Origin of the sequence: Corynebacterium sp. AOP12-C2-36 (assembly GCF_052379185.1) — a bacterium.
In the GTDB taxonomy this organism is placed as follows: domain Bacteria; phylum Actinomycetota; class Actinomycetes; order Mycobacteriales; family Mycobacteriaceae; genus Corynebacterium.
In genome coordinates, this window is record NZ_JBQSYJ010000010.1 from 1 (window position 1) to 26,174 (window position 26,174).

The window sequence follows — 26,174 nt, forward strand, 5'->3', positions numbered from 1 at the left end:
ACGTACGCACACAGCATAGGCTGCCAACCGGAATGTGGAGTCCGGGGCCGAGGAACGAACTGGTGGGGATGAAGACGTCATGCTCTGCAGAGTAGCGGCCAGAGCAACTCCTGAGTCGAAAGCCTCCAAGATGCTCGCGCCCGTAGGTCGCAGACAGCGCAAGTGCCGGCGGGAAAGTAAGACACCGAGTGCTAAAAATTGCACGCCATATAACGGACAAAGTCACACAATTATCGACATGGTGGACAGCTGTGTAGGGAGGTCTAGGGATGGATGGACAGGGTACGGGTGCGGTCGTCGGGTATGCGAGGGTCTCGACCGAGGACCAGAGCCTCGATCGGCAGATCGAGGCTCTGGGTCAGGTCGACAGGCTCTTTGCAGAGAAGGGCTCGGGCAAGGACACCAACCGCTCGCAGTTGCAGGCGATGCTGGATTACGTGCGATACGGCGACACCATCCGGGTGAAGTCGCCGGACAGATTGGCCCGGTCGACGACAGACCTGCTGGCCTTCATCGAACGGATGGTGGCCTGGGGCGTCGCTGTGGAGTTCGTCGACAACCCGGCACTGAACACGAGCAGCCCGCAGGGACGGTTCATGCTGACCATCCTCGGTGCCGTGGCCGAACTCGAACGGGCCACCATCCGGGAACGTCAGGCTGAGGGCATCGCCATCGCCAAGCGAAAGGGCGTGTACGCGAAGGGGGTCAAGATGACACCGGACCAGATCAGCGAGGGCCGGGAGCGCATCGCGGCCGGGGTACCGAAGGCACAGGTCGCACGGGACCTCGGTGTGAGCAGGCAGACGCTGTACACGGCACTGGCGGGGACCGGTCCCTATGCGGTGACGTAGGTCGGCCCCGCCGGAGCGTCCAGCCACACTGTTGGGGGGATGTGCAGCGGCGCTCGACGGCGGGACCTAGCCGTCCCTGGGGGGAGGGACGACGGCTGAGGTGAGTATGCCACAGATCAGTGGGGCGCGGACTGGATTGGCGAGCGGAGGCTGGAGAAATCAGCGATCATTGTCAGATTTATAAACTTCATCAATCATCATTGGAGGCCCGGGTATGACATCATGGGCATAGAGGTTCCATTTTGCCCCGGAAGGAAGTTCATATCCGCCAAGTTCAAAACTTGACTTTACTGTTTGATCCATTTTTATTTCATCTTCCGTGAATGCTTTTAGCAGCTTATACACAGCCGATTCCACGTACAAATCAAGGGGGACCTCCGTAGCAAAGACTCCGTCCGAGTGAACTGCATACACTCTTTCTTCATAGCCTTCGACTTCAACTAACAATAGTTTTCCAGACTCAGCATCCGCGGGTTCCCCAATTTTGACCAAGCCTCGGTGTATATTCGTAGCATGGTCAGACCACGTCCGAAAAGCATGATATCTAACATAGACATCTTCGAGGCTTTTTTCGAGATGAGAGAACTCATCCCACACGCCACCGTCTACAAGTCCCTTTTCTCCAAGAATACTCAGCGCAGTAAATTTGAACCTATCTCGCACTACAAAAACACACTCGCAGATGTAGTCCATTAGGCCACTATAGGCATCAACACATGCTGACATCTCTTCTACCGACGGATAGTGAGCGCCATGCACAATACTATTTCGTAGCTTCGCAATTTTTTCGCTCCATGCCACAACCGGACCAGGAAGATCTTGCCCTTTGGAATAGCTCGTCAGGAGGGGTAGAAGACGATTTATAACCACGTCGGTTATACCACGGTTTCTCCATTTTTGCTTTTTACCCTTACGACCGGTGTCCACGAAATACCGTAACGTATCCTCTGGCCGATTATTATCCTCCCAAAGCAGGTGTAACAGCAACTCGTTCAAGAATGACTCGCAGGACGCAGCATAAAGAATTACTGATACTTGGTAGTTCCCTTGAGATATTTTGAAATATTCAGCTTCAACCTTTAGTCCGTTTGCTACGCTGAAAGGGCCAGGTATAGCCACCGAGGCGAGTGCCGCATCCATCCAACCGTCTAGCCGCTCAGCAGGTTCAGGAGCCGAACCAATATCTGGAATATTGTGGTTCAACATGAAGACACTCTCTGGCGAAACTCTGGGGAGGGAATCACCATTCAGTTCCCAAGGCTCGAAGAGACCTGAACAAACTAGGGATACAGGCGGCAACGCCTCCCTGCGAACCGAGGGGATCGGTTTCCCTGCCACCATCGAGAGCGCTTGGAGCCAAATATTGAGGCTTTCCAACGCATGGTCAAAGGCACCACTAATGTTGTCGTCTTGACTGTCTGGACGTTCTGTCATACTGACGTATTTCTTGCTAATTGCAATCTCCACTACCGAGACTACCAATTGGTCAGGAAAGGGAGTTTCCTCTTCTATTTCGTTGGCCGACCGGACTTTTCTTTTGTTTACCGCTTTCCCGACAGCCTCAATCCCCGGAAAAGGCGAGGTCAATACGTTTTCATGGCTGAATTTGAAAAAACAGCGTCTGGGCGTGGCTCATACTGGGTCCCCCCACTAACGCTGACTAGGCCGGTTGAATGCTTTATGGAACAATAGCCGTCGGGTACGGGCAGTGCAGTTTCAAGCGGGATAAAAAAGTGCCATGATGCGTGTTCCATGTCGTCATCATAGCCCGCTCGAACCGTACCGCCGAAGACTTACCGTGCGGTACAGGATGGTTGGCCATCAAGAGTCGGCGTGAGTCACCTGTTGAAACATGGTTCGCCCCGCTCACGGCCGTGAGATGGGTGAGCCCGGTGGCCAGGAACTGCTCGCGCACCACCGGATCCTGCATGCTCACGTCGCCGACGACCATGCCCGGCACCAGGTCACCGGTGCCACCCGGCAGCCCCTGCGCCGCCTGCGCCAACCCGGCGCGCAGGTGCGCGGTCACCCCGGCCAGACCGTCCGGCGCGGCGACGACCTGCGGGACGCCGGACGCCGACAGCCGCAGCGGCACCATCGCCGCGTCCTGCGTCCCCGACGCCACCGCCTGCAGCGCCAGCGTCGTCCCCGGCTGCCACGACAACACCGCCGGCTCCACGTCGCGGGCGTCGAGGAACACCGGCACCGTGCCCAGCTCCTCCACGCGCACATTCAGCAGGACGCTGCCGCCCGGCAGCCGCTTCGGCGCCGTCGCCAGCTCCACGTCCTGCGCCAGGCGCGTCGAAGTGCCACGCAACTCATGGCGGTCCACCCGCGCCACCAGCCAGGACGCCCGGCCCGACCACGCCGCGGCCACCGCCGCCACCAACGCACACGTGCGCACGACCACCCGTGGCCGGTCCTCCGCCACCGACGCCCCGGGGCGAAACGGCCCCAGACACACCACACCCGCCCCCGCCACACCGGCGGCGACGAGCAGACCTGCGGCGATCCACGGGGTGCGCACCACGATCGTCAGCGTCACCGCCAACCACACCGCCACCGTGAACGGCACCAGACGCAGATCCGGGCCCCGACGTGCACGCACCACGTCCGGGCTGACCGGATCACGGTCCCTGGCCGACCACGGCGTGCCCGACCCCGGGTGCGGAGTGAGGTCGGGGTTGACCGACCAGTCAGACCGTGACGCCGTCACGCAACGCCTCGAACTTCGCCGGCCCGATGCCCTTGACCTCCATCAACTGCTCCACCGCACCGAAGGACCCGTTCGCCTCCCTCCAGGCGACGATCGCCTCCGCCGTCGCCGGGCCCACCCCGGACAACGTGGCCAGCCCGGTCGCGTCCGCGGTGTTGATGTTCACCAGGCCGGCGCTGTCCGTGCCGCCTGGTTGGCCCTCTTGCTGTCGGTTCTGTTCTTGCTGTGCCTGTTGCGGTGACTGCTGCTGCGCGGGTTCGCCGCGCTCCCCCGGGTACAGCACCCGCGAGCCCTCCGGGTCCACCACGATCTGCATGCCGTCGACCACGGGTTCGGCGAGGTTGATCCCCTCCACACGACCGTCCCCCCCGGACCCCTCCCGAGCGGTCGATCACCTCACCTGCCCTGGTCCCGGCGTCGACGGTGACCAGACCCGGCCGGTGCACCAACCCCTGCACCGACACCACCACAGGCCCCACACCTGCGGCGTCGTCCCTGTCACCGTCCCCGTCCGCGCCAGTTCCCCCGGTGTCCCCCGCCGGCTCTACCCCGGCGACCCCCGACACCCCTGGCACTCCCGCCTCCTTGTCCTCCCCTGGTGACAGTCCTGCCACGACGTCCCCCCGGGCATCGTCGCCGGCGCCGCCACCGTCCCTGTCGTTGACCAGCATCACCCCTCCCACCACGACCACCAGAGCCGCGACCGTCGCCATCATGATCCGGGCGGACCTAGGACCGATCACGGTCCGACGCTCGAACCGGACATCCGCCAGCTCATGGCCCGGCACCGGCTGGGTCAGGGCCTCCACCCTGTCAGCCACCGCCTGCCGTGTGCCGCCTCGCCGGCGTGATGCCGGTGTCCTGTGCTCTGCGTCTCCGCCCATGGGTCACCATGTAAGTGCATGCCCGGACACCAGCTGCCCCGGTTCCTCCCATCGCCCCAGGACGCTGTGGACAACCCGGGGGCTGTGGATGAAATCCCCGCGCTGCCCGCCGGTCCGCCCCCCCCCTGCAGAGCGATCACCCTCCCAGGCAGCGATTCTGGCTGTTTTCCTACCTGGGAGGGCGACTATTTCACGTACGGACGAGGGGCAGTGCGGGACAAGTCCTGAGCTAGTCCTGAGCTAGTCCTGGACCAGGGAGACCCCGAGTGCCCCGGGGCCGGTGTGCACCGCCATCGCGTGGGAGATGTCCACCACCGAGATCACCACGCAGTCCGGCAGCTTCTCACGCAGGTTCGCGCGCAACTGCTCGGCAGCCTCCTCCGCCTCACGGTGGTGCACGGCCAGGTGCATCGGCACGCGGGGCAGGTCGACCAGCGGAACGAGGTCCTCGCCACGACGCCGGGACCGCGAACGCTCGGACTCAGCCTTCTCCGGCTTCTCTGCCTTGTCTGTCTTCTCGGCCTTGTCAGGCTTGTCGGCCTTCTCCTTGTCCGCCTTGTCTCGGCCACCGAAGCTGAAGATTCGGGGACGCTCCGAGGCATCGTCGGATTCGGGCTTCTCCGTGGATTCCCCGGTGCCGGCGTCCTCCACGACCTCGTCATTCCCGGCGGAGTCATCGTCGGACGGAGACACGGCTTCATCGGAATCATCGGAATCGCCAGCAGCATCAACACCGTCAACATCATCCGCGCTGTCGGCACCGTCCGTGTCCACCGTGGCGGTGACCTCGTCGGCCTCCGATGCAGCGACCGTCGCGGCAGGATCCCGGGACGCCGCTCCCTCCGAGCCCTCCGAGCCCTCCGAGCCTTCCGGGCCGTCCGACTCCGAATCCTCCAGCTCCTCCGCCGGCAGCAACCCCTCGGCCACGCCACGGTAGGCGTTGGCGGCGAGGGTCACCATGCGCTCCATCGCCTTCGAGCGGGTACGGGTCTTCGCCGCGAGCTCCAGGCGTCCACCGGCCAGGTGCATGATCGGCTTGATCGCCAACGCCGTGGACAACAGTCGCTGACCTGCGGTGAGACGTCCACCGCGGGCCAGGGTGTCCAGCCGGTTCACGAACAGCCACAACTGGCCGGTGTCGATGGCGTGCTGTGCGACCCCGCGGCACTCGTCCAGCGAACCACCGTCGTCGGCGCAGCGTGCCGCGGCGATCGCCGCCTGCCCGATGACCATGCCACCGGACATGGTGTCGATGACCTCAACCCGCCCGTCGAGCACGGCGGCGGCCTGCGACGCAGACGACCAGGTGCCGGACAGTTCCTTGGAGATGTGCAGGGCGACGACCCCGTCGTCCCCACCGCGTTCCAGCAGCCGGGCGTAACAGGCCGTGAGCTCCAGTGCCCCGAGTCCGGCCGTCGTCTCGTCCTCCCCCTCGCCCTCGGCGTGGAAGTCCAGGACGGTGATGCCGTACTCCGTGGCCAACGCCGGAGGCAGGCACGCCGACGAGTCGGTGACCACCAGTACGCTCATCGCCCGGTCACCTCACCTTCGTCCGCGTTCACCACGGCCACCGGCCTCGGCGCCGCAACGCCCACGTTCCACCCCTCCAGGAACCAGCGGGGCTCGCGCCACAGGGCCGGGTCGCCAAGATCCACGGTGGGACGCGCGACCAGCTGCGACCAGCGTGCGTTCCCCAGGCCACCGAACATCGGGTAGTGCTCCGTGGGGATGCCGAGCAGGCGGGAGGTCAACGCGGCGATGGTACCGCCGTGCGCGACGAGCATCACCGTCCCGGCGTCCCACGCGTCGTCGGCCATGAGTTCGTCGACGAGTTCGGAGGCACGGTCGGAGACCTCCAGGCGGGTCTCCCCGTTCGGCGGTGCCCACGTGGGGTTCAGCCGCCAGTGGGAACGCTGGCCGGGGAACACCGCGTCCACGTCCTCGTGGGCCTTGCCGGACCAGTCACCGAGGTCGGTCTCGCGCAGCCGCGCGTCGGTGGTGTAGCCCATGCCGAGGGCCTCGGCGAGCAGGGCGGCGGTGTCGCGGGCACGCTGCAGGTCCGAGCTGACCACCGTGCCGATCGGCCAGGTGCCCAGCTCCGCCGCGGCGGCCTCGGCCTCGGCGCGTCCTGCGGTGGTCAGCGGCGTGTCCAACTGACCCTGCATACGTCCGGCCAGGTTGAACTCGGTCTGCCCGTGGCGGATCAGGATCAGCCTGCGTTCGGGCAGACGTGTCCCCTGGACCTGGGAGGACACCCCCGGGGACACGGTCACCGGTTCCTAGAGCTCGTCCTCGTCGGGTGCCGGGCCCGCCAGCGGCAGGTCGGCGACGCTCTGCGCGGCGAAGGGGTCGTCGGCGTCGATCTCCTCGGCGCTGACGTCGCTGGCCCAGAAGCCACGGTCGGCCTGCTCCACACCCTCGACCTCCACGGTCGGGCAGTCGCGGTACAGGCGGTCGAGGGCGTAGTACTCGCGCTCCTCGCGGCGCTGGACGTGCACCACGATGGTGCTGTAGTCCAGCAGGACCCACCGGTTGTCGCGGTGGCCCTCGCGCAGGCGGGCCTTCACGCCGACCTCGGCGAGCTTCTCCTCCACCTCGTCGACGATGGAGTTGACCATGCGCTCGTTGTCGCCGGTGGCCAGCACGAAGCAGTCCGCCAGCGGCATTCGGGAGGTCACGTCGAGTACGACGACGTCCTCGGCGAGGCGCTCGGCGGCGGCGCGGGCGGCGATGCCCGCATGGTTGATGGCGTCGGAGCTAGCGGTCACGTGGTGCCGGATCCTTCATGGGGGTAGAGGTCAGATGTTTTCCGCCAGTGATTCTACAAGCCGGACGTCGGATCGCAGCATCAGGCACCCGGCGACCTGCCGCAGGGGCTCAGAACCAGCCGTCGGGGAAGCGGTCGCCGTCCTCCTCGGGGTTCCAGTCCACGTCCGGCTCCACGTCCGCGTCGGGATCTGCCGGGTCCCCCAGTTCCCCCAGGTCCTCCGGGTCCTCCGGGTCCGACACCGCCCACGGCAGCCCGCCGTGGCTGTCCTTGTTGCCGCGCCGGTACAGCGCGGTCTTGCCGATGTACTGCACCACCCCGTCGGGCACGAGGTACCAGACCGAGCGTCCGTCCTGCGCGCGCTCGCGGATGTCCGTCGAGGAGATGGCCATCGCCGGGATGTTCACCAGGCTCAACCGGTCGGAGTCGACCTGGCTGCGCAGCGCCTCCCCGGCGTCCGCCAGGTCGTAGCCGGGACGTGTCACGCCCACGCAGTGCGCGAGGTTGAACACGTCCTCCCAGTGACGCCAGGTCACGATGCGTTCCAGCGCGTCCGCCCCGGTGATGAAGTACAGCTCGGCGTCCGGGTAGCGGCGCTGGATGTCCTTGAGCGTGTCCACGGTGTACGTCGCCCCGGGCCGGTCGATGTCCACGCGCGACACCAGGAACTGCGGGTTCGCCGCCGTGGCGATGACGGTCATCAGGTACCGGTCCTCCGCGGCGGTGACGACCTTGTCGCGCTTCTGCCACGGGTGTCCGGTGGGCACGTAGATCACCACGTCCAACCCGAACCGGTCGGCGACCTCGCTGCCGGCGACGAGGTGCCCGTTGTGGATCGGGTCGAACGTGCCACCCATCACCCCGATACGCTCCGGCGGCTTGTCCGGGAAACGGTCGGGACGGTGTTCCGGACTATGTTCCGGACGCTGTTCCGGTCGGCGGTTCTGGCTCACGTCCGCCCATGCTACGGGTAACCCAGGTACGAAAGAAAGCACGACGAACGTATCTCACCGCGATATCATTTCCCCATGGCGACGAGACTGAACCCGTGGATCCCCAACCAGCACGGCGCATGGCCGATGGTGGTGGTCCCACCGGTCATCGCACTGTTCTGGTGCCTGAAGATCTGGGACACGCTCACCCCGGCCAACCTCGGCGACGGGCTGCACGGCACCGCCGGCATGGCCCTGACCTTCCTGGCGGTGACGGTGGCCTGGACCGTCGGCTACCTGGCGTTCTTCGCCATCGGACTGTTCATGCGCTCGCGCAACCCCACGATGCGCCGCCGCGCGCGCACGCCCGCGCTGGTCTACGGGACCCTCGCCGCTCTCGCCGGCCTCGCCGCACTGCTGCTGCAGCCGCACCTGCTGTGGTGGGTGTTCGTCTTCGGCCCGCTCGTCGCGATCGCCGTGTACGAGACATGGCGGGGGACGCCCCGGTCGTTGGCGTCCGGCGTGGCGACCACGGCCGCCTCGGCGTTCATCGTGCCCGTCGGCGCGACGGTCGCCCTCGGGGCGTCCTCCCCCGTCGGTGGCGGGGTGACGTGGACGTCCAACCTGTTCACGCCGGACGTCGTCGACGCGCTGCCGGCGGCGGTGTGGGTGAGTTTCCTGTGGCTGCTGCTGTACACCGTGGGCACCGTGCCCTACGTCAAGACCATGATCCGCAAGAAGGGCGACCGTGCCTGGCTGCTCGGATCACAGATCTACCACCTCGCCGCCCTGCTCGCCGTGGCGGCGACGCTGTTCGTCAACCACGTGCACTGGGCCGCCTGGCTGCTCGCGGTGGTCGTCTTCGCCGCAGCGCTGTGGCGCTCACGGGCGGTGCCAGCGTCCGCCGCAGCGGGGACGCCCTGGCCGCCGAAGAAGGTCGGCATGCGCGAGATGCCACTGCACCTGGGCGTCACCGTGGCCTGCATCATGGCCGCACTGCTGTACTCCGGCCCGCTGGTGCTCTTCATCCACTGACTTCTACCGGGCTGTTCATCGGGTGGCCGTGACGAGGCCGGCGAGGACGTCCGCCGCCTCACGCTCACCGGGGCCTGCCGCATCCGGGTCCACTACGGCGTCGCGGAAGTAGGTGTCGTGCGCACCGGCGCCCTCGTCGTCCTGCAACGCGGCGACGACCGCGCGCGGGCCCGTGTCGCACGCGAAGTCGTCCGGCAGACAGAAACTGTGCACCGGGACATCCGCCATCGCCCCGCCGCCGATGAGCTCCGGGGCGCGGTGGAACGGATTGCCCAGGTACACCGCGCCACGTAGCCGACCCTGCGCGGCGAGCACGTGCTGCACCGGGGCGAGCGCCGCGACACCCTGCGAATATCCCAGGCCCACGTACTCCGGCCGGCAGCCTGACTCGCGCTCGTACTCCTCGACCATCTCGATGCCGCCGGGCAGCCCGCGGGCCATGGAGTCGACGAACAGGCCCACACCCGAGACGATCGTCGCCGGGCCGGGGTCCTCGCCGGCCTCCCCGACGGGGAACCGTGCAGGGTAACGCTCGGCGTCGACCGCCAGCACGGTGCTCTCACCTGCAGCGAAGAGGCCCGGGTGGGTGGCGCTGGCGTAGGTGAGGAAGCGGTGGAGCGTCTCGCCCTCGTACCCGTTGGAGAACCCGTTGGACGCCTCGGGCGCGTACGTCTCCTCCTCCTCACTGCCGCGGGCGGCGAGGGTGACCACCGACGGGCACTGGGGTGTTGCCTGGGCCGTCGCCGGAGTGACGATGGCGGCGACCAGGGTGGCGGTCAGTACCATCACGGTGAGAGTCTCCCGAGAATGTTTCGTCATGCAAGGCATCCTACAGAGAGCCGCCCCTCAGGCCCGTCACACCAACCTCGCGGGGTTGTCCCGTCGCCGTTGTCCACGAGCCGCGACCCTCTTCACCACTCTCCCCTGCCCCCGCTGCAGAGCGATCACCCCTCCAGGCAGCATTTCACCCCGATTCCCTACCTGGGCGGGCGACTATTCCGCACCCGGGACCGAGGCGGCGGGGGCTGTCGGCGGAGACGGCCGGCGCGCGCGGGAGCACTGCACCGCGGGCGGCGACTCGGGCGTTCCCCTCCCCGCGCAGACAGCAACCCCGGAGGTCAGTCACACCAACCTCCGGGGTTGCGAACTCGCCGCTCCCCACGGGCCGTGCCGCTCTCCCCCACTCGGCCCGGCCCCCGCTTCAGAGCGATCACCCCTCCAGGCAGCATTTGACCCCGATTCCCTACCTGGGCGGGCGACTATTCCGCATGGAGGGGGCGCCGCCCGCGGGAAGTACAGCTAGCTAGGGCCGGACCTGGCCCTCGCCGTTGACGATCCACTTCGTGCTCGTCAGCTCCGGCAGGCCCATCGGCCCGCGGGCGTGGAGCTTCTGGGTGGAGATGCCGATCTCGGCGCCGAAGCCGTACATCTCACCGTCGGTCCAGGCGGTGGAGGTGTTGATCATCACCGCGGCGGCGTCCACGTTCTGCTCGAAGTACTTCGTGGCCTTGTAGTCCGTAGCGCTGATCGCCTCGGTGTGGCCCGTGGAGTAGCGGGTGATGTGGGCGACCGCGGCCTCGACCCCGTCCACGATCGCCGCGGCGATGTCGAAGGAGCCGTACTCGTCGGTCCAGTCCTTCTCCTCGGCCTGGACCACGTCGCCCACGCCCAGGGCGGAGAGCTCGGAGACCTCGCCGTGCACGGTGACCCCGGCGTCCTGCAGGGAGGTCAGAACGCGCTTCTTGTCCTCGTCGGGCAGGGCGGCGTCGAGCAGCACGACCTCGGTGGCGTTGCACACCGAGCAGCGGCGCGTCTTACCGTTGATAACCAGCTCGATGGCCTCGTCGACGTCGGCGGAGCCGTCCACGTAGAAGTGGCAGTTGCCGGTGCCGGTCTCGATGGCGGGCACGGTCGCACCGGTGACCACGGCGTTGATCAGGCCCGCGCCGCCACGCGGGATCACGATGTCGACCAGGCCACGGGCGGTGATCAGGTCCTGGACGGAGTCGTGGGTCTCGCAGGGAAGCAGCTGCACGGTCTCGCGCGGCAGGCCGTGCTCCTCGCACACGTCCTGGAGGATCTCCACGAGGCGGGCGTTGGAGTTCTGTGCGGACTTGGAGCCACGCAGCAGCGGCACGTTGCCGGACTTCACGGCCAGGCCGAAGGCGTCGACGGTGACGTTGGGGCGGGCCTCGTAGACCATGCCCATCACGCCGAGCGGCACGCGGACCTGGCGCATCTCCAGGCCGTTGGGACGACGCGAACCGCGCACCACGTCCCCCACCGGGTCGGCGAGGTCGGCGACCTGGCGCAGGCCGCCGGCGATGCCCTCCACGCGGGCGGCGTCCAGGCTGAGGCGGTCGATGAGGGACTCGGACATGCCGCGCTCCCGTCCGGCGTCGATGTCGCGGCCGTTGGCCTCGAGCACGGAGTCGGTCTCGGCGACGAGGCGGTCGGCGGCGGCGAGGAGCAGGTCGTTCTTCTGCGTGGTGGTCAGCGCGGGACGCTGGGAGACCTCGCGGGCCTTCTGCGCCTTGGCGAGAACCTCCTCGCGCTCGGCGGCGCGCACGGGAGTCAGCCCGGCGGTGTCGCCGGAGGTGGCGGTGGCGGTGGACGGGTTCTGGGCGGTGTTCGCGTCGGTCATGACACCCAAGGTTACGTGACCGGCACACAAAAATCACCCAGATTGTTCAACAATCTGGGTGACCGGCTCAGGCGGTGGGTCAGCTCGTCGCGCCGTAGACCCGCGACTGACGGTTCGAGTACGTCGCCATGTAGTCGGCGTGGATCACCGGACGCTGCGCGAACTCCGGCAGGTCCGCGGTCGACTTGCCGACCATGCCCTCCAGCGTCGCGGAGTCGTAGTTGACCTCGCCGCGGCCGATGAGGTCGCCGTCCGGGCCCACGATGTCCAGCACCTCGCCGGAGGTGAAGGCACCGTCCACCCGCGCGACGCCCACGGCGAGCAGGGAGCTGTGGCGTTCCATCGCCGCGGCCGCACCGGCGTCCAGGTGCAGCGTGCCGGCGGAGTCGGCGGCGTAGAGCACCCAGAACTTCCAGGCGGACAGGCGGTCCTCCCGCGGCCAGAAACACGTGCCGACCATGGCCTCGTCCAGCGCCGCGCCGATGTTCTCGGTGGACGTCAGCAGCACCGGGATGCCCGCGCGCGACGCCAGCCGGGCGGCGGACACCTTCGCCGCCATACCGCCGGTGCCGAGCCGTCCCCCGTCGCCGGCGACGACGCCGCGCAGGTCCTTGCTGGTACGCACCTCGGCGATGAAGCGGGCGTCCGGCTCGGCGGGGTTGCGGTCATAGAGGCCCGCGACGTCGGAGAGCAGCACCAGCGCATCGGCGTAGGTCAGGTGGGACACCAGGGACGCCAGACGGTCGTTGTCGCCGAAGCGCATCTCCGAGGTCGCCACCGTGTCGTTCTCGTTGACGATCGGCACGGCGCGCAGCTGGCGCAGCCGGTCGATGGTGCGCTGCGCGTTGCGCGCGCGGTCACGCCGCGCCGCGTCGGAGGCGGTGAGCAGCACCTGACCGACGGAGCGTCCGTACCGCGCGAAGCTGCGGGCCCACTCCTGGGCGAGAAGAACCTGGCCGGACGCCGCGGCGGCCTGCTTCGTCGCCAGGTCGGTGGGCTTCTGCGCCAGGCCCAGCGGGCCCATGCCGCAGGCGACGGCGCCGGACGACACGACGATCACGTCGGTGTCGCGGTCCATGCGCGCCTCCAGCGCGTCGGCGATGACGTCGATCCGGTCCGGGCTGACCAGGCCGGTCTCGTCGGTCAGGCTGGACGAACCGATCTTGACGACCACACGCTTGGCGGTGCGGATCGTCTCACGGACGTCGGAGTGGTGGCCGTAGGCCGGGGAATCCTCACTGACCTCGGCGTCCGGGAATTCCTTGGAGGTCGCCGGGATGACGGGACCGGGCTGATGCACAGCATCCGTCCCGAACTCCAGGGGCGCAGGGTACTCAAATACCGTGGGCTCTGCGGACATGTCAGAGGCATCAGTGGTGTCAGACATGTCTTTCATTATGGACCAGTGGCACCGTTCCTCGCCACGAGACGGGCGAAGGGGCCCCGCAACGGGAGGGAACTCGGACACGTCCGACGAAACTCCCACATCGCGGGGCCCCGCACCCTCCCCCGGAATCGGGTGTCCGGGTGGCTGGGCGTGGCCCGAAGAGGCTCAGGCTGAAGTCGGTCTGGGGATCAGCCCTGCCAGCGCTCGCGGTCCGGCTCCTCGCCGTCGCCGAAGTCGTACTCGTCGATCAGGCCGCGGCGGGCCTGGGAGGCACGCTTGCGCTCGTCGGAGGTGGAACGCCCCGTGCGGTCCAGGCGGCGGTCCGTGCCGCGCCCGGAGGGCAGCAGGTCCACGCCGGCGGAGGTCTGCGGTTCCCACTCGAAGGTGATCGCACCGATGGTCACCTCGTCACCGGCGGAGGCACCGGCCTTGTACAGCGCCTCCTCGACACCGGCCTTGGCCAGGCGGTCGGCGAGGTAACCCACGGCCTCGTCGTTCTCGAAGTCGGTCTGGATGATCCAGCGCTCCAGCTTCGAACCGGAGACGATGTAGGCGTCCTCGAACTCCGGGTCCTTGCTGACCTCGAAGTCGGCGAACTTGCCGCGGCCCTTGCCGCGCAGGTTCTTCGGGGTGACGACCTGCGGGGCGACCTCCTCGACGGGGTGGGCGCGCCGGTGCTCGGAGACGATCCCCATCAGCGCGTAGCGCAGCGGGTCCAGGCCCTCGTGGGTGGCGGTGGAGATCTCCAGGACCGGCCAGCCGAAGGCCTCCTCGAGCTCGGGGCGCATCATCTCGGCCATCTCGCGGGCGTCCGGCACGTCGATCTTGTTCAGGACGATCACCCGGGGGCGGTCGCTGAGGTCGCCGAGGCCGGCGTCCGCCGACAGCTCAGACTCGTAGTCCTTGAGCTCGGTCTCCAGGGCACGGATGTCGTCGACCGGGTTACGGTCGGACTCCAGCGCCGCGCAGTCCACCACGTGCACGAGCACGGCGGTGCGCTCGATATGGCGCAGGAAGTCCAGGCCCAGTCCCTTGCCCTGGCTCGCACCGGGAATCAGACCGGGCACGTCGGCGATGGTGAAGACCTCGTGGCCCACGTTGACCACGCCCAGGTTGGGCTGCAGCGTGGTGAAAGGGTAGTCGGCGATCTTCGGCTTGGCCGCACTCAGCACGCTGACCAGCGAGGACTTACCGGCCGACGGGAAGCCGACGAGGCCCACGTCCGCCATGGACTTGAGCTCCAGGGTGATCTCGCCGATCTCACCGGGCTCACCCAGCAGGGCGAAACCGGGCGCCTTACGTGCCTTGGACACCAGCGAGGCATTGCCCAGACCACCGTGGCCACCGGCGGCGGCGACGTAGCGCTGCCCCTTGGTGGTGAGGTCGGCGAGGACCTCGCCCTTCTCGTCGAGCACGACGGTGCCGGCGGGCACCTGGACCACGAGGTCCTTGCCGCGGGCGCCGTGTCGGTGGTCGCCGGAACCGGCGGCACCGCGCTCGGCCTTGATGTGCGGGTGGAAGTGGAAGTCGAGCAGGGTGTGGACCTGCGGGTCGACCTCCAGGACCACGTCCCCGCCGTGCCCGCCGTTGCCGCCGTCCGGGCCGCCGAGGGGGACGAACTTCTCGCGGCGCACCGAGGCGCAGCCGTTTCCGCCGTCGCCGGCCTGCAGATGCAGGACGACTCGGTCCACGAAGCGTGACATGATTGGACGCCCTCCAGTTCAGGCGGTTAAAAGGGGTGGTTGGAGAATCCCGACGATCCTACCACCCGCTCCGGACACGGGCCTCAGCACCGCAGGTCAGGCATCCCCGATCAGCTCCATCATGTCGTCCAGGACCCGGTCGGCGGCGACGACCGAGGCGTTGAGGAACCACGGGTCGACCTCCACCTCGAAGGCACGCCCCTCCTGCACCACGGGCAGCGCGGTCCACGAGTCGCTGGAGGTCACGTCCGCCGCACCCTGCGGGAAGCCGTAGAACAACCAGTCCGCGTCGAGGTCCGCGGCGTTCTCCAGGGAGATGTCGTGGCCCGGGGCGTCGTCGAAGGTCTGGTTCTCCGGGCGGGTCAGCCCGGAGTCGACGGCCACGATGCTCGCCAGCGCCCGCGCGCCCATCATGAGGTACTCGTCGCCCTTGCCGCGCACCAGCGACACCGTGCCGTCGCTGCCCCGGCGCTCCGCCCAGTCACGGGCTCGGGTCTCGTAGCTCTCCAGGAGTTCCTCGGCCTGGTCCGGGACACCGAGCGCGTCGCCGATCACCCCGAGGTCGGCCTTCCACTCCTCCGACCCGCCGTTGGACAGCACCACCTCGGCGAGCTGGCCGAGCTGGTCGAGCAGGGTGGGGTCGGCGCGCTTGTTGGACAGGATCAGGTCGGGGTCCAGTGCGGCGACGGCCTCCAGGTCCGGCGCCTGGCGCTCACCCACCGACTCCACGGTGTCCAGGTCGAACTGCGATCCGAAGCGGTCCTTGACGAAGTCGGGGATGCCGTCGGAGACCGTGCCGACGGAGCTGGCCAGGGCGATGCCGACGGGCGGGGCGCCGAGGGCGAGGCAGGTCTCGAACTGCCCGGTGTTCAGCGCGACGACGCGCAGCCCCTGATCCTCCGAACCGCCGGCCGCGCCGGAGGGTTGGGTGTCGCCGCTTCCGCCGTCTCCCCCGCTGCCGCAGGCCGCGAGCAGACCGGTGGCGCCGAGCCCGAGGGCCCCGGCGAAGAAGGCACGGCGGGTGATCCCCGCCGCTGATGCTGTGAGGTTCGGTGAGTTCATCAGAACTAAAGATAGCCTCACCATTGGTCACGGCGCAATGCGCAGAACAAAACCCCGGGACATCAGGGATGTCCCGGGGCTCTACCGCCGCGGACGGCGGTGACCGGAGGTTTAGGCCTCGACGGTCTCGTTCTCGACGATGTTCACCAGACGACGGTTACGGCGGGTGCTGAACTGCACGGCGCCGCCCTTCAGGGCGAACAGGGTGTCGTCGCCGCCGCGTCCGACGTTCTCACCGGGGTGGAACGAGGTACCGCGCTGACGGATCAGGATCTCGCCGGCCTTGACCTGCTGACCACCGAAACGCTTGACACCGAGACGCTTGGACTCGGAATCGCGACCGTTGCTGGAGCTGGAAGCACCCTTCTTGTGTGCCATGGTCTTTTCCCTCCTCGGAAAAGCTCGTACCGCCGCGCGGGACGCAGCGGTCGCTGGGTTTACTTGATGCCGGTGACCTTGAGGACGGTCAGCTGCTGACGGTGGCCGTAACGACGCTTGTAACCGGTCTTGTTCCGGTAGTGCATGCCGTTGATCTTCTTACCCTTGGTCTGGTCGACGATCTCGGCAGCAACGGTCTTGTCGGCGAGGTTGTCACCGGAAGTGACGTCAGCGCCATCGACGAGGAGAACCGGGGTGAGGGCCACGGACGAACCGGGCTCTCCCTCGATCTTCTCGACCTTGACGAGGTCACCTTCGGCAACCTTGTACTGCTTTCCGCCGGTCTTGACGATCGCGTACATGGAAGGGCTACCCCTTTGTTTCTCTACTCGGCTCAGGCCGCCCCTCCACCGAGCATCCCCGCACGGGGCGGGACACGGCCTGAAAAGGCAATCTGACTGGACTTCATTGCTTATTTCACTGCGTCCGACCCGATCGATTCTGCGCCGGACGTGCGGCGCAACCGTAGCTCCCCGGTTGTAACCGGGGTGCCGACGGACACGATCGACCAATGGTCGAACAGCGACTATGCAAGGCTACCGCCCTACCCCGGGAAAACAAAATCTCCACCGCTTCCACAGGGTGCGGGCCGGACGGGGAACGACACGCCGGTGATTCACCGGGCGCTACGCACCACCCGGCGTCGGCCCCTGCGGTCCGAACGCACCTGCGGGGCCGCTGAGCGCGCGGGCTCGGGTGAGGACGACTCGGCGACGTCCTGTACTGCCTCAGCGGGCTCGGCGGGACGTCCGGCGTCGGACGCCTCGGCACCGTAGTCCTGCGGCCGCGGGGCGACGTCGGAGCGGGAGTTGCCGCGGACGCGTCGGCGACGACGCGGCGAGCGCTCGAACGCCTCCTTCGCCGACTCGTAGTCGCCGGCAGTCTCTGCGGCAGCCTCGGCGACCTGCTCGACAGCAGGCTCGGCAGGCTCAACAACCGGCTCGGCCGGGGCCACGCGGCGCACCACGCGGCGACCGCGACGGTCCTTGCGACGCGACGTTGCCACCGGCGCCGGAGCGTCCTGCGTCGGCTCGTCCTGCGCCGGAACGTCCTGCGCGGGTTCGTCCTGAACGATGCCGCGCAGGAGCTGCTCCGTGGCGTCGTCGGCGGACTCGCTGAACTCCTCGTCAGACACGTAGTCCGAGCCGCTGGGCTCGTCCGGGTCCTCCTCGCCGGCGCGGCTCAGCGCGTAGGCGACGATGTCCTGCACGGACTCGGGACCCGAATCCGGGGCCGACCCCTTGCGCCGTCGGCGACCGCCCTGCGCGTGGGTGCCGTGCACGGTCTTGGCGACCTCGGCGGTGGCGTCAGCGGTGGCGTCGGCGGTGGCGTGCTGGTCCTCCTGCGCGGGCGCAGGGGCGTCCTCGATGGCGCTGTCCTCGTAGCGCTTGCGGATCTCCTGCTCGTGACGGGCCTGCTTGAGCCCCTCGCGGCCACCATGGTCGCGGCGCTCCTGGCGGTCGTCGACCTCCTCGTGCTCCACCGGGTCGTCGTGCAGGATGATGCCGCGGCCGTGGCAGGTTTCGCACTGCGTGGAGTAGGTCTCCACCAGGCCGACGCCCAGGCGCTTACGCGTCATCTGCACCAGGCCCAGGCTGGTGACCTCGGAGACCTTGTGCTTCGTGCGGTCGGCGGCGAGGTACTCGTGCAGCCGGCGCAGCAGCAGGTCACGGTTCTCCTCGAGCACCATGTCCACGAAGTCGACCACGATCATCCCGCCGATGTCGCGCAGGCGCATCTGGCGCACGATCTCCTCGGCGGCCTCCAGGTTGTTCTTGGTGACCGTCTCCTCGAGGTTGCCGCCGGAGCCGACGAAGCTGCCCGTGTTGACGTCGATGACCGTCATCGCCTCGGTCTTGTCGATGATCAGGTAGCCACCCGACGGCAGCCAGATCTTCTGGCTCAGCGCGTTGGACAGCTGCGCGTCGAGCTCGTAGGCGGCGAAGACGTCGTCGCCGCCGTGCTCCTCGGGGTTCCAGCGCACCACGCGCGACTCCAGGTCCGGGGCCATGCGGTGCACGTAGTCGCGCACCCGCTGCCAGGACCGGTTGCCGTCGACGACGAGTTCGTTGAAGTCCTCGTTGAACATGTCGCGAACCACCTTGACCAGTAGGTTCGGCTCCTCGTACATGGTCACCGGGGAGGCGCCCTTCTTGGCGCGCTCCTTCTCCTCACGCTCGGTGATGTCCACCCAGCGGCGGTGCAGACGGTCGACGTCCTCGGCGATCTTCTCCTCGCTGACACCCTCGGCGGCGGTGCGGATGATCGTGCCGCCGTCCTCGGGCACCACGCGCTGCAGGATCGACTTGAGACGCTTGCGCTCGGCCTCCGGCAGCTTGCGGGAGATGCCCTGCGTGCGTCCGCCGGGGACGTACACGAGGTAGCGTCCGGCGAAGCTGACGCGGTTGGTCAGCCGGGCGCCCTTGTGCCCGAGCGGCTCCTTGATGACCTGCACGAGCACCTGGTCTCCCTGCTTCAGCGCCGATTCGATGCGCCGCGAACGGCCGCGGACGTGCCCGGAGCGCCAGTCGACCTCGCTGGCGTAGAGCACGGCGTTGCGGCCCGTTCCGATGTCGACGAAGGCGGCCTCCATGCTGGACAGCACGTTCTGCACGCGCCCCAGGTAGATGTTGCCGATGGTGGACTGCTGGTCGTCGCTGGTGACGAAGTGCTCCACGAGCAAGCCGTCCTCCGCGACGCCGACCTGGGTGGTCCAGCCGTTGCCGTCGTGACGGTGGGCGTCGCGCACGACCATGGAGCGGAAGATGTTCTCGCGGCGCGCGAGGAACTCCGCGCGGGTGACCGCCCGGTGCTTCTCGTTGCCCTGCTCCTGACGCCACCGGCGCTTCGACTCCAGCCGCGTGGAACCCTTGAGCTTCACCGGCTCGTCGACGACCGGGGTCTGCTCGGGGGCCTTCTCCTGGGACTTCTCCTGCTGCGAGTCCTGCTGCGTGTCCTGCGCGGACTGTTGCTTCTGCTGCTTCGGCTGGTCCTGCTTGGGCTGCTCGTTCTGGTCCTGCTGGTCGGCGCGGCCCCGGCCGCGACCACGGCTGCCGCGACGACGACGGGAGGACGCCGACCCCTCGCCCTGCTCGTCGGACGCCGGAGCGTTGCTGCCGGCGTTGTTGCCGCTGTTGTTGACGCTGTTTTCTTCCTCGCGTTCGCGACGCAGTGCCTCCGCACCGGCCGCCGCGCTGCGCGAACCGACACGTCGGACGATCCGACGACGCACCACCGGACGCGGCGCCTCTGCCTCCGGCTGTGCTTCCGCCGCGGCCTCCTGCACCGGTTCCTTCACCTGCTCCGGCTGGGGCTCGGGCTGGGGCTGCTGCTTCTTTTCGGCCTGCTTCTTCGGGGCCTGCTTCGGAGCCCGCTTCTTCGGCGCCTGCGCCTTCGGGGCGGCCGCCTGCTCCTGCTTCTGCTCGGTCGCGGCGGTGTCTGCCGTGTCCGTGCCATCCGTGGTGTCCCTGGTGTCCATGGCGGCGTCCTGTCCGGCCGGACGGCTCACGCGCCGACGCCGGCGACGGCGCGACGCCGACCCCGTGTTCTTCGTCTCGGGCGTCTCGGATGCCTCCGGCGCTGCCGCGGTCGACTGCTGTGCCGGCTTCGCCTCGGGCTCGACAGCCGCGAGGGGCTCAACTGCCTCGACGGGCTCAGCAGGTGCGACGGGGGCCGCGGCCTTGCGCGTCACCTTGCCGGAACGTGCCCGACGACGCGTCGGTGCCGCCTGCTCCTTCGGCGGCTGCGCCGATTCGACTGCGGGCTCTACTACGGGTTCTGCCGCGGGCTCTGCCGCGGCAGCGGCCTCAGCGGCAGGCTTCGTCTTCGTCGCCGTCGTCCGCGGCGCCCGCTTCTTCGCGGGAGCCTTCTTGGCCGGGGTCTTCTTCGCGGGGGCCTTCTTCGCGGGAGCCTTCTCCGCCTTCTCAGCCTTCCCGGCCTTGCCGATCTCGCCGAGCACCCGCTCCGCCTCGGCACTGGTCACCGTCGACGCGGCCCGCTTGTTCTCCACACCATGCTCCCCCAGCACGGTGATCATCTGCGCGCTCGGGATCCCCAGGGCCTTGGCCAGTGCGTGGACACGGACCTTCTCCCCCAGGTCGGCGACCTTCACGTCTGCCGCAGCTGCGGCAAGTTCCTGGCCTGTCTTCGCCATGCTTTCTCCTCTTGACCTGCCACGTACGGAACGTCGTTCGCGACCGCCCACCACGTCCCGACGCTCTCGTCGAGGTGGTGCGGTCGCGGCGTCCCCGTCAAGGACGTCCCGGTGGACGGCCCGGGAACTGGTCCCCGGGAAAAGAGCGGGCGCGTGTGATCGGTCCGATCAGGTCGCAGCCACACTGTCGCGTCGTCCACCCGAGTCGTACGGGGTCGTGCCGCCGTGGCATTCATATTCGATGTTGTCTGCACGGTTGTCGTGCCTAGAAATCTGTCCGACATTCGGAGCACACCGTCTTCCCGGGTGCTGCACGTGTCTCCGCACATTGTTGCACACTGCGGCCGCCGGACGGGGCCCCGCCACACCGCCCCCCGTGCTGCGAGCTGTGCAACACGTTACGGTGGCTTATATGAGCCCCGAATTTCGCACTCTCCAACAGATTCAGGACTCCGTCACCCCCGCCCTCCCCGGGCGCGTGGTGGCGGCCGTGCTGTTCGCCACCTTCGTCGGCGCCTCGTCCTCCCCCATCGCAGGACCGTGGACCCTCTCACTCGCCGCGGTGGTGCTGCTCATCGGCGCAATGTACCTGGGCATGTCGCTGCGGGCGAAGGGACTGCGAAGCAACGAGTACGCCCCGATGCGTGCCGACGACCGTTCCCCGGCGGAGGTCGGCGGCACCATGGAGGAGCCTCAGAGCCCGAACAAGACGCTGCGCACGTTCCTGTCCTTCGCCGTCCCCGGGATCTACGTGCTGATGTGGATCGGTCAGCTGATCGACTCCGCCACCGTCGGGTGGATCTACGCCGCGGTGGTGACGGTGGTGAGCCTGGTGGTCTTCTGGCGCGCATTCGTGATCGAAGGTGCCCGGCCGGAGGGCTACGTCGCACTGTCGACGGTCTTCGCCACCGAGCCGGACTGGTCCCCGTCGGACGACACCGACGCGGTCGCCTCCACCCTCTACGCCGCCCAGGCGGTCCCCGGGGGACGCCAGGTGCGTCGCGACGTCCTCGCCGACCTCTCCGCCCCGCTCCTGTCGGACGCCTCACCGGACGCCTCACGCGACGAGACGCTGGACGCCGCGCTGCGCTCGCTCACCGCACGCGGCCTGGCCGTCGTCCTGCGTGAGCGCAAGGACGCCACCACGGTCGTGCGGTGGGTGACGTTGACCGAGGACGGACGCGACGCCCTCGCGCGCGGACCGGTGGGCACTGCCCCTGTCAGCTGAGTCATGCCCCAGGTCGGGAAATCGGTGTTCTCCTACCTGGGGCATGACCCAGCTGACATGACACAGGCACGGGCACGAAAAACTCCCCGCCACGACCTCGTAGGAGTCGCGGCGGGGAGCCGTGGAGCGGCGGATCAGAGGTTCGGGAACCAGATGCCGATCTCGCGCTCGGCGGACTCCGGGGAGTCGGAGCCGTGGACGACGTTCTCGGCGACGGCCGTGGCGAAGTCGCCGCGGATGGAGCCGGGGGTGGCCTTGGCGACCGGGTCGGTGCCGCCGGCCAGCTGACGCCAGGCGTCGATGGCGCGCTCGCCCTCGACGATGCCCGCGATCATCGGGGCGGAGGTGACGAAGTCGACCAGCTCGCCGAAGAACGGCTTGTCGGCGTGCTCGGCGTAGTGCTTCTCTGCGGTCTCGCGGTCGGCGACACGCAGGTCCAGGGCGGAGAGGGTGAGGCCCTTGCGCTCGATACGGGCGATGATCTCGCCGACGAAGCCGCGGGCGACACCGTCCGGCTTGATGAGGATGAGAGTGCGTTCAGTCATGGGCATCAGCCTACCGAACACGGGTGAACACAAGTTAAAGCGGCAAGCCCAGGCGTCGCCGGCGATTGCGCAGCACCTGGTTGACCACGGTGACGACCACGAGGAAGCCGGTGAGCGGCACGACCGCACTCAGCCCGGCGTGGAAGAAACTCAGCGCACCGACGATCGCCCCGGCCGACAGGCACAGTGCCATGAGCAGCGGGTACACCCACGCCGAGATGCGTCCGCCGAAGAAGGAGTCCACGAACCGTTGTCCGGCCTTCACCAATGTCCCGGTCACGTAGGTCAACGCGATGCTGACCTCCCCGTCGCGTTCGAAGACGGAGTTCAGCGCACCGATGCCCACCGACAGCAGCATCACCGCCCACACCTCGGCGTCGAGGGCCAGCAGCGCGCAGGACGCCACGAAGATCGTCGAGACGGTGGCGAGCACCGCCTCGCGCGAGCGGTAGCGTCCCCACCGGCGGGTGACCAGGCGGTGGACCAGGGCACCGAGCATGACCCCGGCCATGAACAGCACGATGCAGCGTCCCGCCAGGCGCATGAGTTCGGCGTCGTCCTCCACGAAGGAGACGGCCAGGCGGGTGCTGTTGCCGGACATGAACGACAGGAACACCCCGCCGTAGAACATGAAGCCGATGGAGTCGGCGTAGCCGGCGACGGCCGACAGGCACATGGCGAGGACCCGTTCCCCGGGTCGATATGTATTCATCGAAAGGTCATGCTACCCGCGAGGTTGGCCATGTCGGCCCCGCCGTTTCCCTGATAGATTCGACACAGGAAGAACACGGGAACGAGATGACACTGGTGACAAGGAGAGACAATGACTGAACTCACGGACAAGAAAGGGAACCCCGTCACCGTCCGTCTGAGGTCGAAGGGCAACGCCTACGGGCTCTACCTCGCCGACGGCACCCGCGCCGGCGCAGCCTACTTCGTGGACCGCGACACCGAGCACGGTGCGCCGGACGGGCCGGAGCGGATCTTCCACCACACCATCGTCTCCGACGACTACGCCGGCCGTGGGCTGGGAAGCCTGCTGGTCCGCGAGGCCCTGGCCGACACCCGTGATCAGGGACTCACGGTGGTGCCGTCCTGCCAGTTCGTGGCCTCCTGGATCAAGCGCAACGGGTACGACGGCCCGCTCGACGCCCCCACCACCGAGATCGACGAGTACGTCCTGGAGCACGCCGGCGAGGTGTGACCCGCCGCCGCACGTGCGGAGGACCGAATCAGTCGCGGTCCTCGGCGACGTAGTAGTGCTGGGCAGGCAGCAGGCCCTTGTCCATGCGGCTCTTCACGTTCGCCCGCAGGTGGTAGGTGTACCACCAGGCGAGGATGAACAGGATCGCCACGAAGAGCATCGTGGGGTGCACGACCACCCCGATCAGGGCGAAGACCTGCAGGGTGATGTTCATCTTGTCCGCCCAGGGGCGGAACTGCAGGAAGGACGCCACGACCATCGCCAGGCCGAGCACGGCGACGTAGGTCATGTTGAACACGGTGGCGTGCGCCCCGTCGTCGACCACGCCGACCACGGCGAGGACGAGCAGCACGGTGATGGCCTCCATCAGCATGATGCCGGCCATCATCCCCTTCAGCCCCTTGAACGGGTCGACCTGCATCTCGTGTGCGGGCCCCAGGGGGGTGGTGTTCTCACTCACTGCATCCTCATCTCGCCTGTGCCGGTGTGGCTCTTCTGGGACCACTTTGCCGTAGCCGGGGTCCAGGAGTCCAACGCGTTCGCCAGTCCGCAAGGGTCGGTGAGGTGGATCAGGTTGTCGCGGTGTTCGGCGGAGAAGAACCCGCGCTCCACCATCTGGTCGACCATCGCCAGCAGCGGGGCCCAGTAGTCGTCCACGTCGACCAGGGCGACGGGCTTGTGGTGGATGCCCAGCACCTGGCCGGTCCACACCTCGAAGAATTCCTCGAGCGTGCCGATCCCACCGGGCAGGGTGACCATGGCGTCGGCGGTGGACGCCATGCGTTCCTTGCGCTCGTTCATGGTGTCCACGATCTCCAGGCTGGTCAGCCCGGTGTGGCCGGTCTCGCCGTCGTAGAGGTGGCGGGTGATGACACCGTGGACCGCCATGCCGGCGGCCAGGGCGGCGTCGGCGGCCACGCCCATCAGGCCGACCGATCCCCCGCCGTAGACCAGGGAGTGCCCGGCCTCGGCCAGCTGACGGACCACGGCGACCGTGGCCTCGCGGTAGGCCGGGCTGTCGCCGGTGGCCGAGCCGAGGTACAGCGCCACGCGTTTCGGCGCGACGAGGGTGCCGGTCACGGTGCCGCTCATGCCGGGTCCTTGCCGAACAGGGTGCGGGCCTCGCCGGCGGTGACGACCGACCCGGTGACCAGTACGCCGGCGCCGGAGACCTGACTGTCGCCGAAGCCACCGTCGTCCTCGGCGAGCTGGACGGCCAGTTCCACGGCGCCGGGCAGGTTCACCGCCACGTGCACGCGCTCCTCGCCGAAGGCGTCGCGGGCGTACTCGGCGAGGTCCTCGACGTCGACGGCGCGCGGGGAGGTGTTCTGGGTGACGACGATCTCGTCGAGCACCGGCTCCAGGGCGGCCAGGATGCCGCGGGCGTCCTTGTCTCCGAGCACGGAGACCACGCCGACGAGGCGTCGGAAGGAGAAGTCACGGTCCACGGCCTGCGCCAGCGCCTTGGCGCCGTGCGGGTTGTGGGTGGCGTCGATGAACACGTTGGGCGTCGAGCGCACGCGCTCCAGGCGACCCGGCGAGCTGACCTGGGCGAAACCACGCCGGACGGTGTCCTCGTCGAGCATGCGTCCGGCACCGGCGCCGAAGAACGCCTCCACCGCGGCCAGTGCGGTGGCGGCGTTGCGTGCCTGGTGGGCGCCGGAGAGCGGCAGGAAGATGTCGGTGTAGACCCCGCCGAGTCCCTTGAGCGACAGGTTCTGACCGCCGACGGCGACGGCGGACTCCACCACGGCGAACTCCTCGCCCGCGCGGGCGACCGAGGAGTCGGCCTCCACTGCCTGGCGCAGCAGCACCTCGAGGGCCTCGGGTTCCTGCTCGGCGATGACGGCGACGTTGTCCGGCGGGGTGAGCAGGTCGTCGGCGTCCCAGCGCTGCTTGATGATGCCGGCCTTCTCCCCGGCGATCTCGGCCAGCGTGTCGCCGAGGTAGTCGGTGTGGTCCAGCCCGATCGGGGTGACCACGGCGACGTCGGCGTCGATGACGTTGGTGGCGTCCCAGCGTCCGCCGAGGCCGACCTCGACGACGGCGACGTCCACCGGGGCGTCGGCGAAGGCGGCGTAGGCCATGGCCACGAGGATCTCGAACTTGCTCATCCGCGGACCGCCCTCGGCCTCGGACTCGCGGTCGACCATCTCCACGAAGGGCTGGATCTCACGCCAGGTGGCCACGTAGTCCGCCGGGTGCAGCGGCGTGCCGTCGATCGCGATGCGCTCGGTGGCCAGCTGCAGGTGCGGGCTGGTGGTCCGTCCGGTGCGGCGGTGGAAGGCGCGCAGCAGCGACTCGACCATGCGGGTGACCGAGGTCTTGCCGTTGGTCCCGGCGACGTGGATGGCCTGATAGTTACGCTGCGGGCTGCCGAGCAGGTCCATGAGCCGGCGGACGCGGTCGAGGGTGGGGTCGATCTTGGTCTCGGGCCACCGCTCGTTGAGCTCGGCCTCGACCTCGGCGAGGGCGGCGAGGTCGCCGGCGGTCACCGGGCGGGCCAGTTTCGCGGCGTCGTCGTCGGTGTTGGCGGGTTCGGACAGGTCGATCGGCAGGTCGAGGCCGGTGGCGTTGAGCTGGGCCTCGCCGAAGTCGTTGTTCTCGTCGTGCTTGTCAGTCACT

24 protein-coding genes are annotated in these 26,174 nt (G+C 68.2%); 4 read left to right on the top strand and 20 right to left on the bottom strand.

Translation table 11 applies throughout. The features are described 5' to 3' along the window. Positions 1 to 269 precede the first annotated feature (269 nt). Complete coding sequence (locus ACT3UN_RS09860) at positions 270 to 851, top strand: recombinase family protein (protein WP_444656964.1); 582 nt, start codon at positions 270 to 272, stop codon at positions 849 to 851. A 159-nt stretch (positions 852 to 1,010) separates the two neighbouring features. On the opposite strand, the gene ACT3UN_RS09865 is transcribed toward ACT3UN_RS09860, so the two are convergent. From ACT3UN_RS09865 to nadD, 7 genes are all read right to left on the bottom strand, one after another. After that, positions 1,011 to 2,438: a hypothetical protein gene (locus ACT3UN_RS09865; RefSeq protein ID WP_444656965.1), complete on the bottom strand. Its 1,428-nt coding sequence runs from the start codon at positions 2,436 to 2,438 to the stop codon at positions 1,011 to 1,013. Between the two features lie 91 nt (positions 2,439 to 2,529). Further along, the gene (locus ACT3UN_RS09870; RefSeq protein WP_444656966.1) at positions 2,530 to 3,567 is read right to left on the bottom strand and encodes a hypothetical protein; all 1,038 of its coding nucleotides are present in this window, start codon (positions 3,565 to 3,567) and stop codon (positions 2,530 to 2,532) included. Further along, the gene (locus ACT3UN_RS09875; RefSeq protein ID WP_444656967.1) at positions 3,548 to 3,922 is read right to left on the bottom strand and encodes a ComEA family DNA-binding protein; all 375 of its coding nucleotides are present in this window, start codon (positions 3,920 to 3,922) and stop codon (positions 3,548 to 3,550) included. Before ACT3UN_RS09875 ends, ACT3UN_RS09870 begins: the two co-directional genes overlap by 20 nt. A 769-nt stretch (positions 3,923 to 4,691) precedes the next feature. Further along, a complete protein-coding gene (locus ACT3UN_RS09880; protein WP_441582098.1) occupies positions 4,692 to 5,981 on the bottom strand; it encodes a DegV family protein in 1,290 nt (429 codons plus the stop codon). Beyond that, positions 5,978 to 6,724 (bottom strand): histidine phosphatase family protein, encoded by a 747-nt coding sequence (locus tag ACT3UN_RS09885; protein ID WP_301441719.1) that lies wholly within the window; start codon positions 6,722 to 6,724, stop codon positions 5,978 to 5,980. Before ACT3UN_RS09885 ends, ACT3UN_RS09880 begins: the two co-directional genes overlap by 4 nt. A gap of 6 nt (positions 6,725 to 6,730) precedes the next feature. Further along, a complete protein-coding gene (rsfS, locus tag ACT3UN_RS09890; RefSeq protein WP_301441720.1) occupies positions 6,731 to 7,219 on the bottom strand; it encodes a ribosome silencing factor in 489 nt (162 codons plus the stop codon). 109 nt (positions 7,220 to 7,328) lie between these two features. After that, entirely contained in the window at positions 7,329 to 8,075 is a 747-nt protein-coding gene (gene nadD / locus ACT3UN_RS09895) for a nicotinate-nucleotide adenylyltransferase (RefSeq protein ID WP_444657031.1), read from the bottom strand. A 171-nt stretch (positions 8,076 to 8,246) separates the two neighbouring features. Between nadD and ACT3UN_RS09900 the strand changes: the two genes are divergently transcribed. Next, positions 8,247 to 9,185 carry a YwiC-like family protein gene (locus ACT3UN_RS09900; protein WP_301441721.1) on the top strand — a complete coding sequence of 313 codons (939 nt, stop codon included), beginning with the start codon at positions 8,247 to 8,249 and terminating at the stop codon, positions 9,183 to 9,185. A gap of 15 nt (positions 9,186 to 9,200) precedes the next feature. Here ACT3UN_RS09900 and ACT3UN_RS09905 read toward each other — a convergent pair whose 3' ends face one another. The 8 genes from ACT3UN_RS09905 to ACT3UN_RS09940 all read right to left on the bottom strand — a co-directional run bounded on the left by ACT3UN_RS09905 (position 9,201) and on the right by ACT3UN_RS09940 (position 20,572). Then, positions 9,201 to 10,004, bottom strand: a complete 804-nt coding sequence (locus tag ACT3UN_RS09905; protein WP_301441722.1) for a hypothetical protein — start codon at positions 10,002 to 10,004, stop codon at positions 9,201 to 9,203. Between the two features lie 484 nt (positions 10,005 to 10,488). After that, a complete protein-coding gene (locus ACT3UN_RS09910) occupies positions 10,489 to 11,829 on the bottom strand; it encodes a glutamate-5-semialdehyde dehydrogenase (RefSeq protein WP_301441723.1) in 1,341 nt (446 codons plus the stop codon). Between the two features lie 79 nt (positions 11,830 to 11,908). Continuing rightward, positions 11,909 to 13,216: a glutamate 5-kinase gene (gene proB, locus ACT3UN_RS09915; RefSeq protein WP_441579617.1), complete on the bottom strand. Its 1,308-nt coding sequence runs from the start codon at positions 13,214 to 13,216 to the stop codon at positions 11,909 to 11,911. A gap of 188 nt (positions 13,217 to 13,404) precedes the next feature. Beyond that, on the bottom strand, positions 13,405 to 14,919 hold the full coding sequence (gene obgE / locus ACT3UN_RS09920; RefSeq protein WP_441579616.1) for a GTPase ObgE: 1,515 nt from the start codon (positions 14,917 to 14,919) through the stop codon (positions 13,405 to 13,407). A 96-nt stretch (positions 14,920 to 15,015) separates the two neighbouring features. Next, the gene (locus ACT3UN_RS09925) at positions 15,016 to 15,981 is read right to left on the bottom strand and encodes an ABC transporter substrate-binding protein (protein ID WP_301441725.1); all 966 of its coding nucleotides are present in this window, start codon (positions 15,979 to 15,981) and stop codon (positions 15,016 to 15,018) included. A 111-nt stretch (positions 15,982 to 16,092) separates the two neighbouring features. Next, positions 16,093 to 16,359 (bottom strand): 50S ribosomal protein L27, encoded by a 267-nt coding sequence (gene rpmA, locus ACT3UN_RS09930; RefSeq protein WP_038549531.1) that lies wholly within the window; start codon positions 16,357 to 16,359, stop codon positions 16,093 to 16,095. A 59-nt stretch (positions 16,360 to 16,418) separates the two neighbouring features. Then, complete coding sequence (gene rplU, locus ACT3UN_RS09935; protein ID WP_301441726.1) at positions 16,419 to 16,721, bottom strand: 50S ribosomal protein L21; 303 nt, start codon at positions 16,719 to 16,721, stop codon at positions 16,419 to 16,421. Between the two features lie 314 nt (positions 16,722 to 17,035). Then, positions 17,036 to 20,572 carry a translation initiation factor IF-2 N-terminal domain-containing protein gene (locus tag ACT3UN_RS09940; RefSeq protein ID WP_301441727.1) on the bottom strand — a complete coding sequence of 1,179 codons (3,537 nt, stop codon included), beginning with the start codon at positions 20,570 to 20,572 and terminating at the stop codon, positions 17,036 to 17,038. 412 nt (positions 20,573 to 20,984) lie between these two features. On the opposite strand from ACT3UN_RS09940, the gene ACT3UN_RS09945 reads away from it, so the two are divergent. Beyond that, positions 20,985 to 21,800, top strand: coding sequence for a hypothetical protein (locus ACT3UN_RS09945; RefSeq protein ID WP_301441728.1), 816 nt, complete (start codon positions 20,985 to 20,987; stop codon positions 21,798 to 21,800). Positions 21,801 to 21,934: 134 nt separating this feature from the next. Here ACT3UN_RS09945 and ndk read toward each other — a convergent pair whose 3' ends face one another. Together ndk and ACT3UN_RS09955 are read right to left on the bottom strand one after the other, a co-directional pair. Continuing rightward, positions 21,935 to 22,345 carry a nucleoside-diphosphate kinase gene (ndk, locus tag ACT3UN_RS09950; protein ID WP_444656968.1) on the bottom strand — a complete coding sequence of 137 codons (411 nt, stop codon included), beginning with the start codon at positions 22,343 to 22,345 and terminating at the stop codon, positions 21,935 to 21,937. Positions 22,346 to 22,379: 34 nt separating this feature from the next. Next, positions 22,380 to 23,057 (bottom strand): YoaK family protein, encoded by a 678-nt coding sequence (locus ACT3UN_RS09955; RefSeq protein WP_444656969.1) that lies wholly within the window; start codon positions 23,055 to 23,057, stop codon positions 22,380 to 22,382. 111 nt (positions 23,058 to 23,168) lie between these two features. Between ACT3UN_RS09955 and ACT3UN_RS09960 the strand changes: the two genes are divergently transcribed. After that, positions 23,169 to 23,549 (top strand): GNAT family N-acetyltransferase, encoded by a 381-nt coding sequence (locus ACT3UN_RS09960; protein WP_301441731.1) that lies wholly within the window; start codon positions 23,169 to 23,171, stop codon positions 23,547 to 23,549. 28 nt (positions 23,550 to 23,577) lie between these two features. Here the strand turns inward: ACT3UN_RS09960 and ACT3UN_RS09965 are convergent, their stop codons facing one another. Genes ACT3UN_RS09965 through folC form a run of 3 tightly spaced genes read right to left on the bottom strand, consistent with a single transcriptional unit; the run spans position 23,578 to position 26,173 of the window. After that, positions 23,578 to 24,009: a DUF4233 domain-containing protein gene (locus ACT3UN_RS09965; protein WP_441578880.1), complete on the bottom strand. Its 432-nt coding sequence runs from the start codon at positions 24,007 to 24,009 to the stop codon at positions 23,578 to 23,580. After that, on the bottom strand, positions 24,006 to 24,641 hold the full coding sequence (locus tag ACT3UN_RS09970) for an LOG family protein (RefSeq protein ID WP_301441732.1): 636 nt from the start codon (positions 24,639 to 24,641) through the stop codon (positions 24,006 to 24,008). The genes ACT3UN_RS09965 and ACT3UN_RS09970 overlap by 4 nt, the downstream gene beginning before the upstream one ends. Beyond that, positions 24,638 to 26,173, bottom strand: coding sequence for a bifunctional tetrahydrofolate synthase/dihydrofolate synthase (gene folC / locus ACT3UN_RS09975; RefSeq protein ID WP_441578879.1), 1,536 nt, complete (start codon positions 26,171 to 26,173; stop codon positions 24,638 to 24,640). Before folC ends, ACT3UN_RS09970 begins: the two co-directional genes overlap by 4 nt. Position 26,174: the final 1 nt, after the last annotated feature.

Excerpts from the sequence above, each read along its gene's own strand:
- rplU (WP_301441726.1), bottom strand. The coding sequence starts at position 16,721 with ATGTACGCGATCGTCAAGACCGGCGGAAAGCAGTACAAGGTTGCCGAA.
- ACT3UN_RS09970 (WP_301441732.1), bottom strand. The coding sequence starts at position 24,641 with ATGAGCGGCACCGTGACCGGCACCCTCGTCGCGCCGAAACGCGTGGCG.
- ACT3UN_RS09940 (WP_301441727.1), bottom strand. The coding sequence starts at position 20,572 with ATGGCGAAGACAGGCCAGGAACTTGCCGCAGCTGCGGCAGACGTGAAG.
- ACT3UN_RS09945 (WP_301441728.1), top strand. The coding sequence starts at position 20,985 with ATGAGCCCCGAATTTCGCACTCTCCAACAGATTCAGGACTCCGTCACC.
- ACT3UN_RS09955 (WP_444656969.1), bottom strand. The coding sequence starts at position 23,057 with ATGAATACATATCGACCCGGGGAACGGGTCCTCGCCATGTGCCTGTCG.
- ACT3UN_RS09910 (WP_301441723.1), bottom strand. The coding sequence starts at position 11,829 with ATGACCGACGCGAACACCGCCCAGAACCCGTCCACCGCCACCGCCACC.
- rpmA (WP_038549531.1), bottom strand. The coding sequence starts at position 16,359 with ATGGCACACAAGAAGGGTGCTTCCAGCTCCAGCAACGGTCGCGATTCC.
- ACT3UN_RS09900 (WP_301441721.1), top strand. The coding sequence starts at position 8,247 with ATGGCGACGAGACTGAACCCGTGGATCCCCAACCAGCACGGCGCATGG.
- ACT3UN_RS09880 (WP_441582098.1), bottom strand. The coding sequence starts at position 5,981 with ATGAGCGTACTGGTGGTCACCGACTCGTCGGCGTGCCTGCCTCCGGCG.
- ACT3UN_RS09925 (WP_301441725.1), bottom strand. The coding sequence starts at position 15,981 with ATGAACTCACCGAACCTCACAGCATCAGCGGCGGGGATCACCCGCCGT.
- ACT3UN_RS09860 (WP_444656964.1), top strand. The coding sequence starts at position 270 with ATGGATGGACAGGGTACGGGTGCGGTCGTCGGGTATGCGAGGGTCTCG.
- ACT3UN_RS09905 (WP_301441722.1), bottom strand. The coding sequence starts at position 10,004 with ATGACGAAACATTCTCGGGAGACTCTCACCGTGATGGTACTGACCGCC.
- obgE (WP_441579616.1), bottom strand. The coding sequence starts at position 14,919 with ATGTCACGCTTCGTGGACCGAGTCGTCCTGCATCTGCAGGCCGGCGAC.
- ndk (WP_444656968.1), bottom strand. The coding sequence starts at position 22,345 with ATGACTGAACGCACTCTCATCCTCATCAAGCCGGACGGTGTCGCCCGC.
- nadD (WP_444657031.1), bottom strand. The coding sequence starts at position 8,075 with ATGGGTGGCACGTTCGACCCGATCCACAACGGGCACCTCGTCGCCGGC.
- proB (WP_441579617.1), bottom strand. The coding sequence starts at position 13,216 with ATGTCTGACACCACTGATGCCTCTGACATGTCCGCAGAGCCCACGGTA.
- ACT3UN_RS09960 (WP_301441731.1), top strand. The coding sequence starts at position 23,169 with ATGACTGAACTCACGGACAAGAAAGGGAACCCCGTCACCGTCCGTCTG.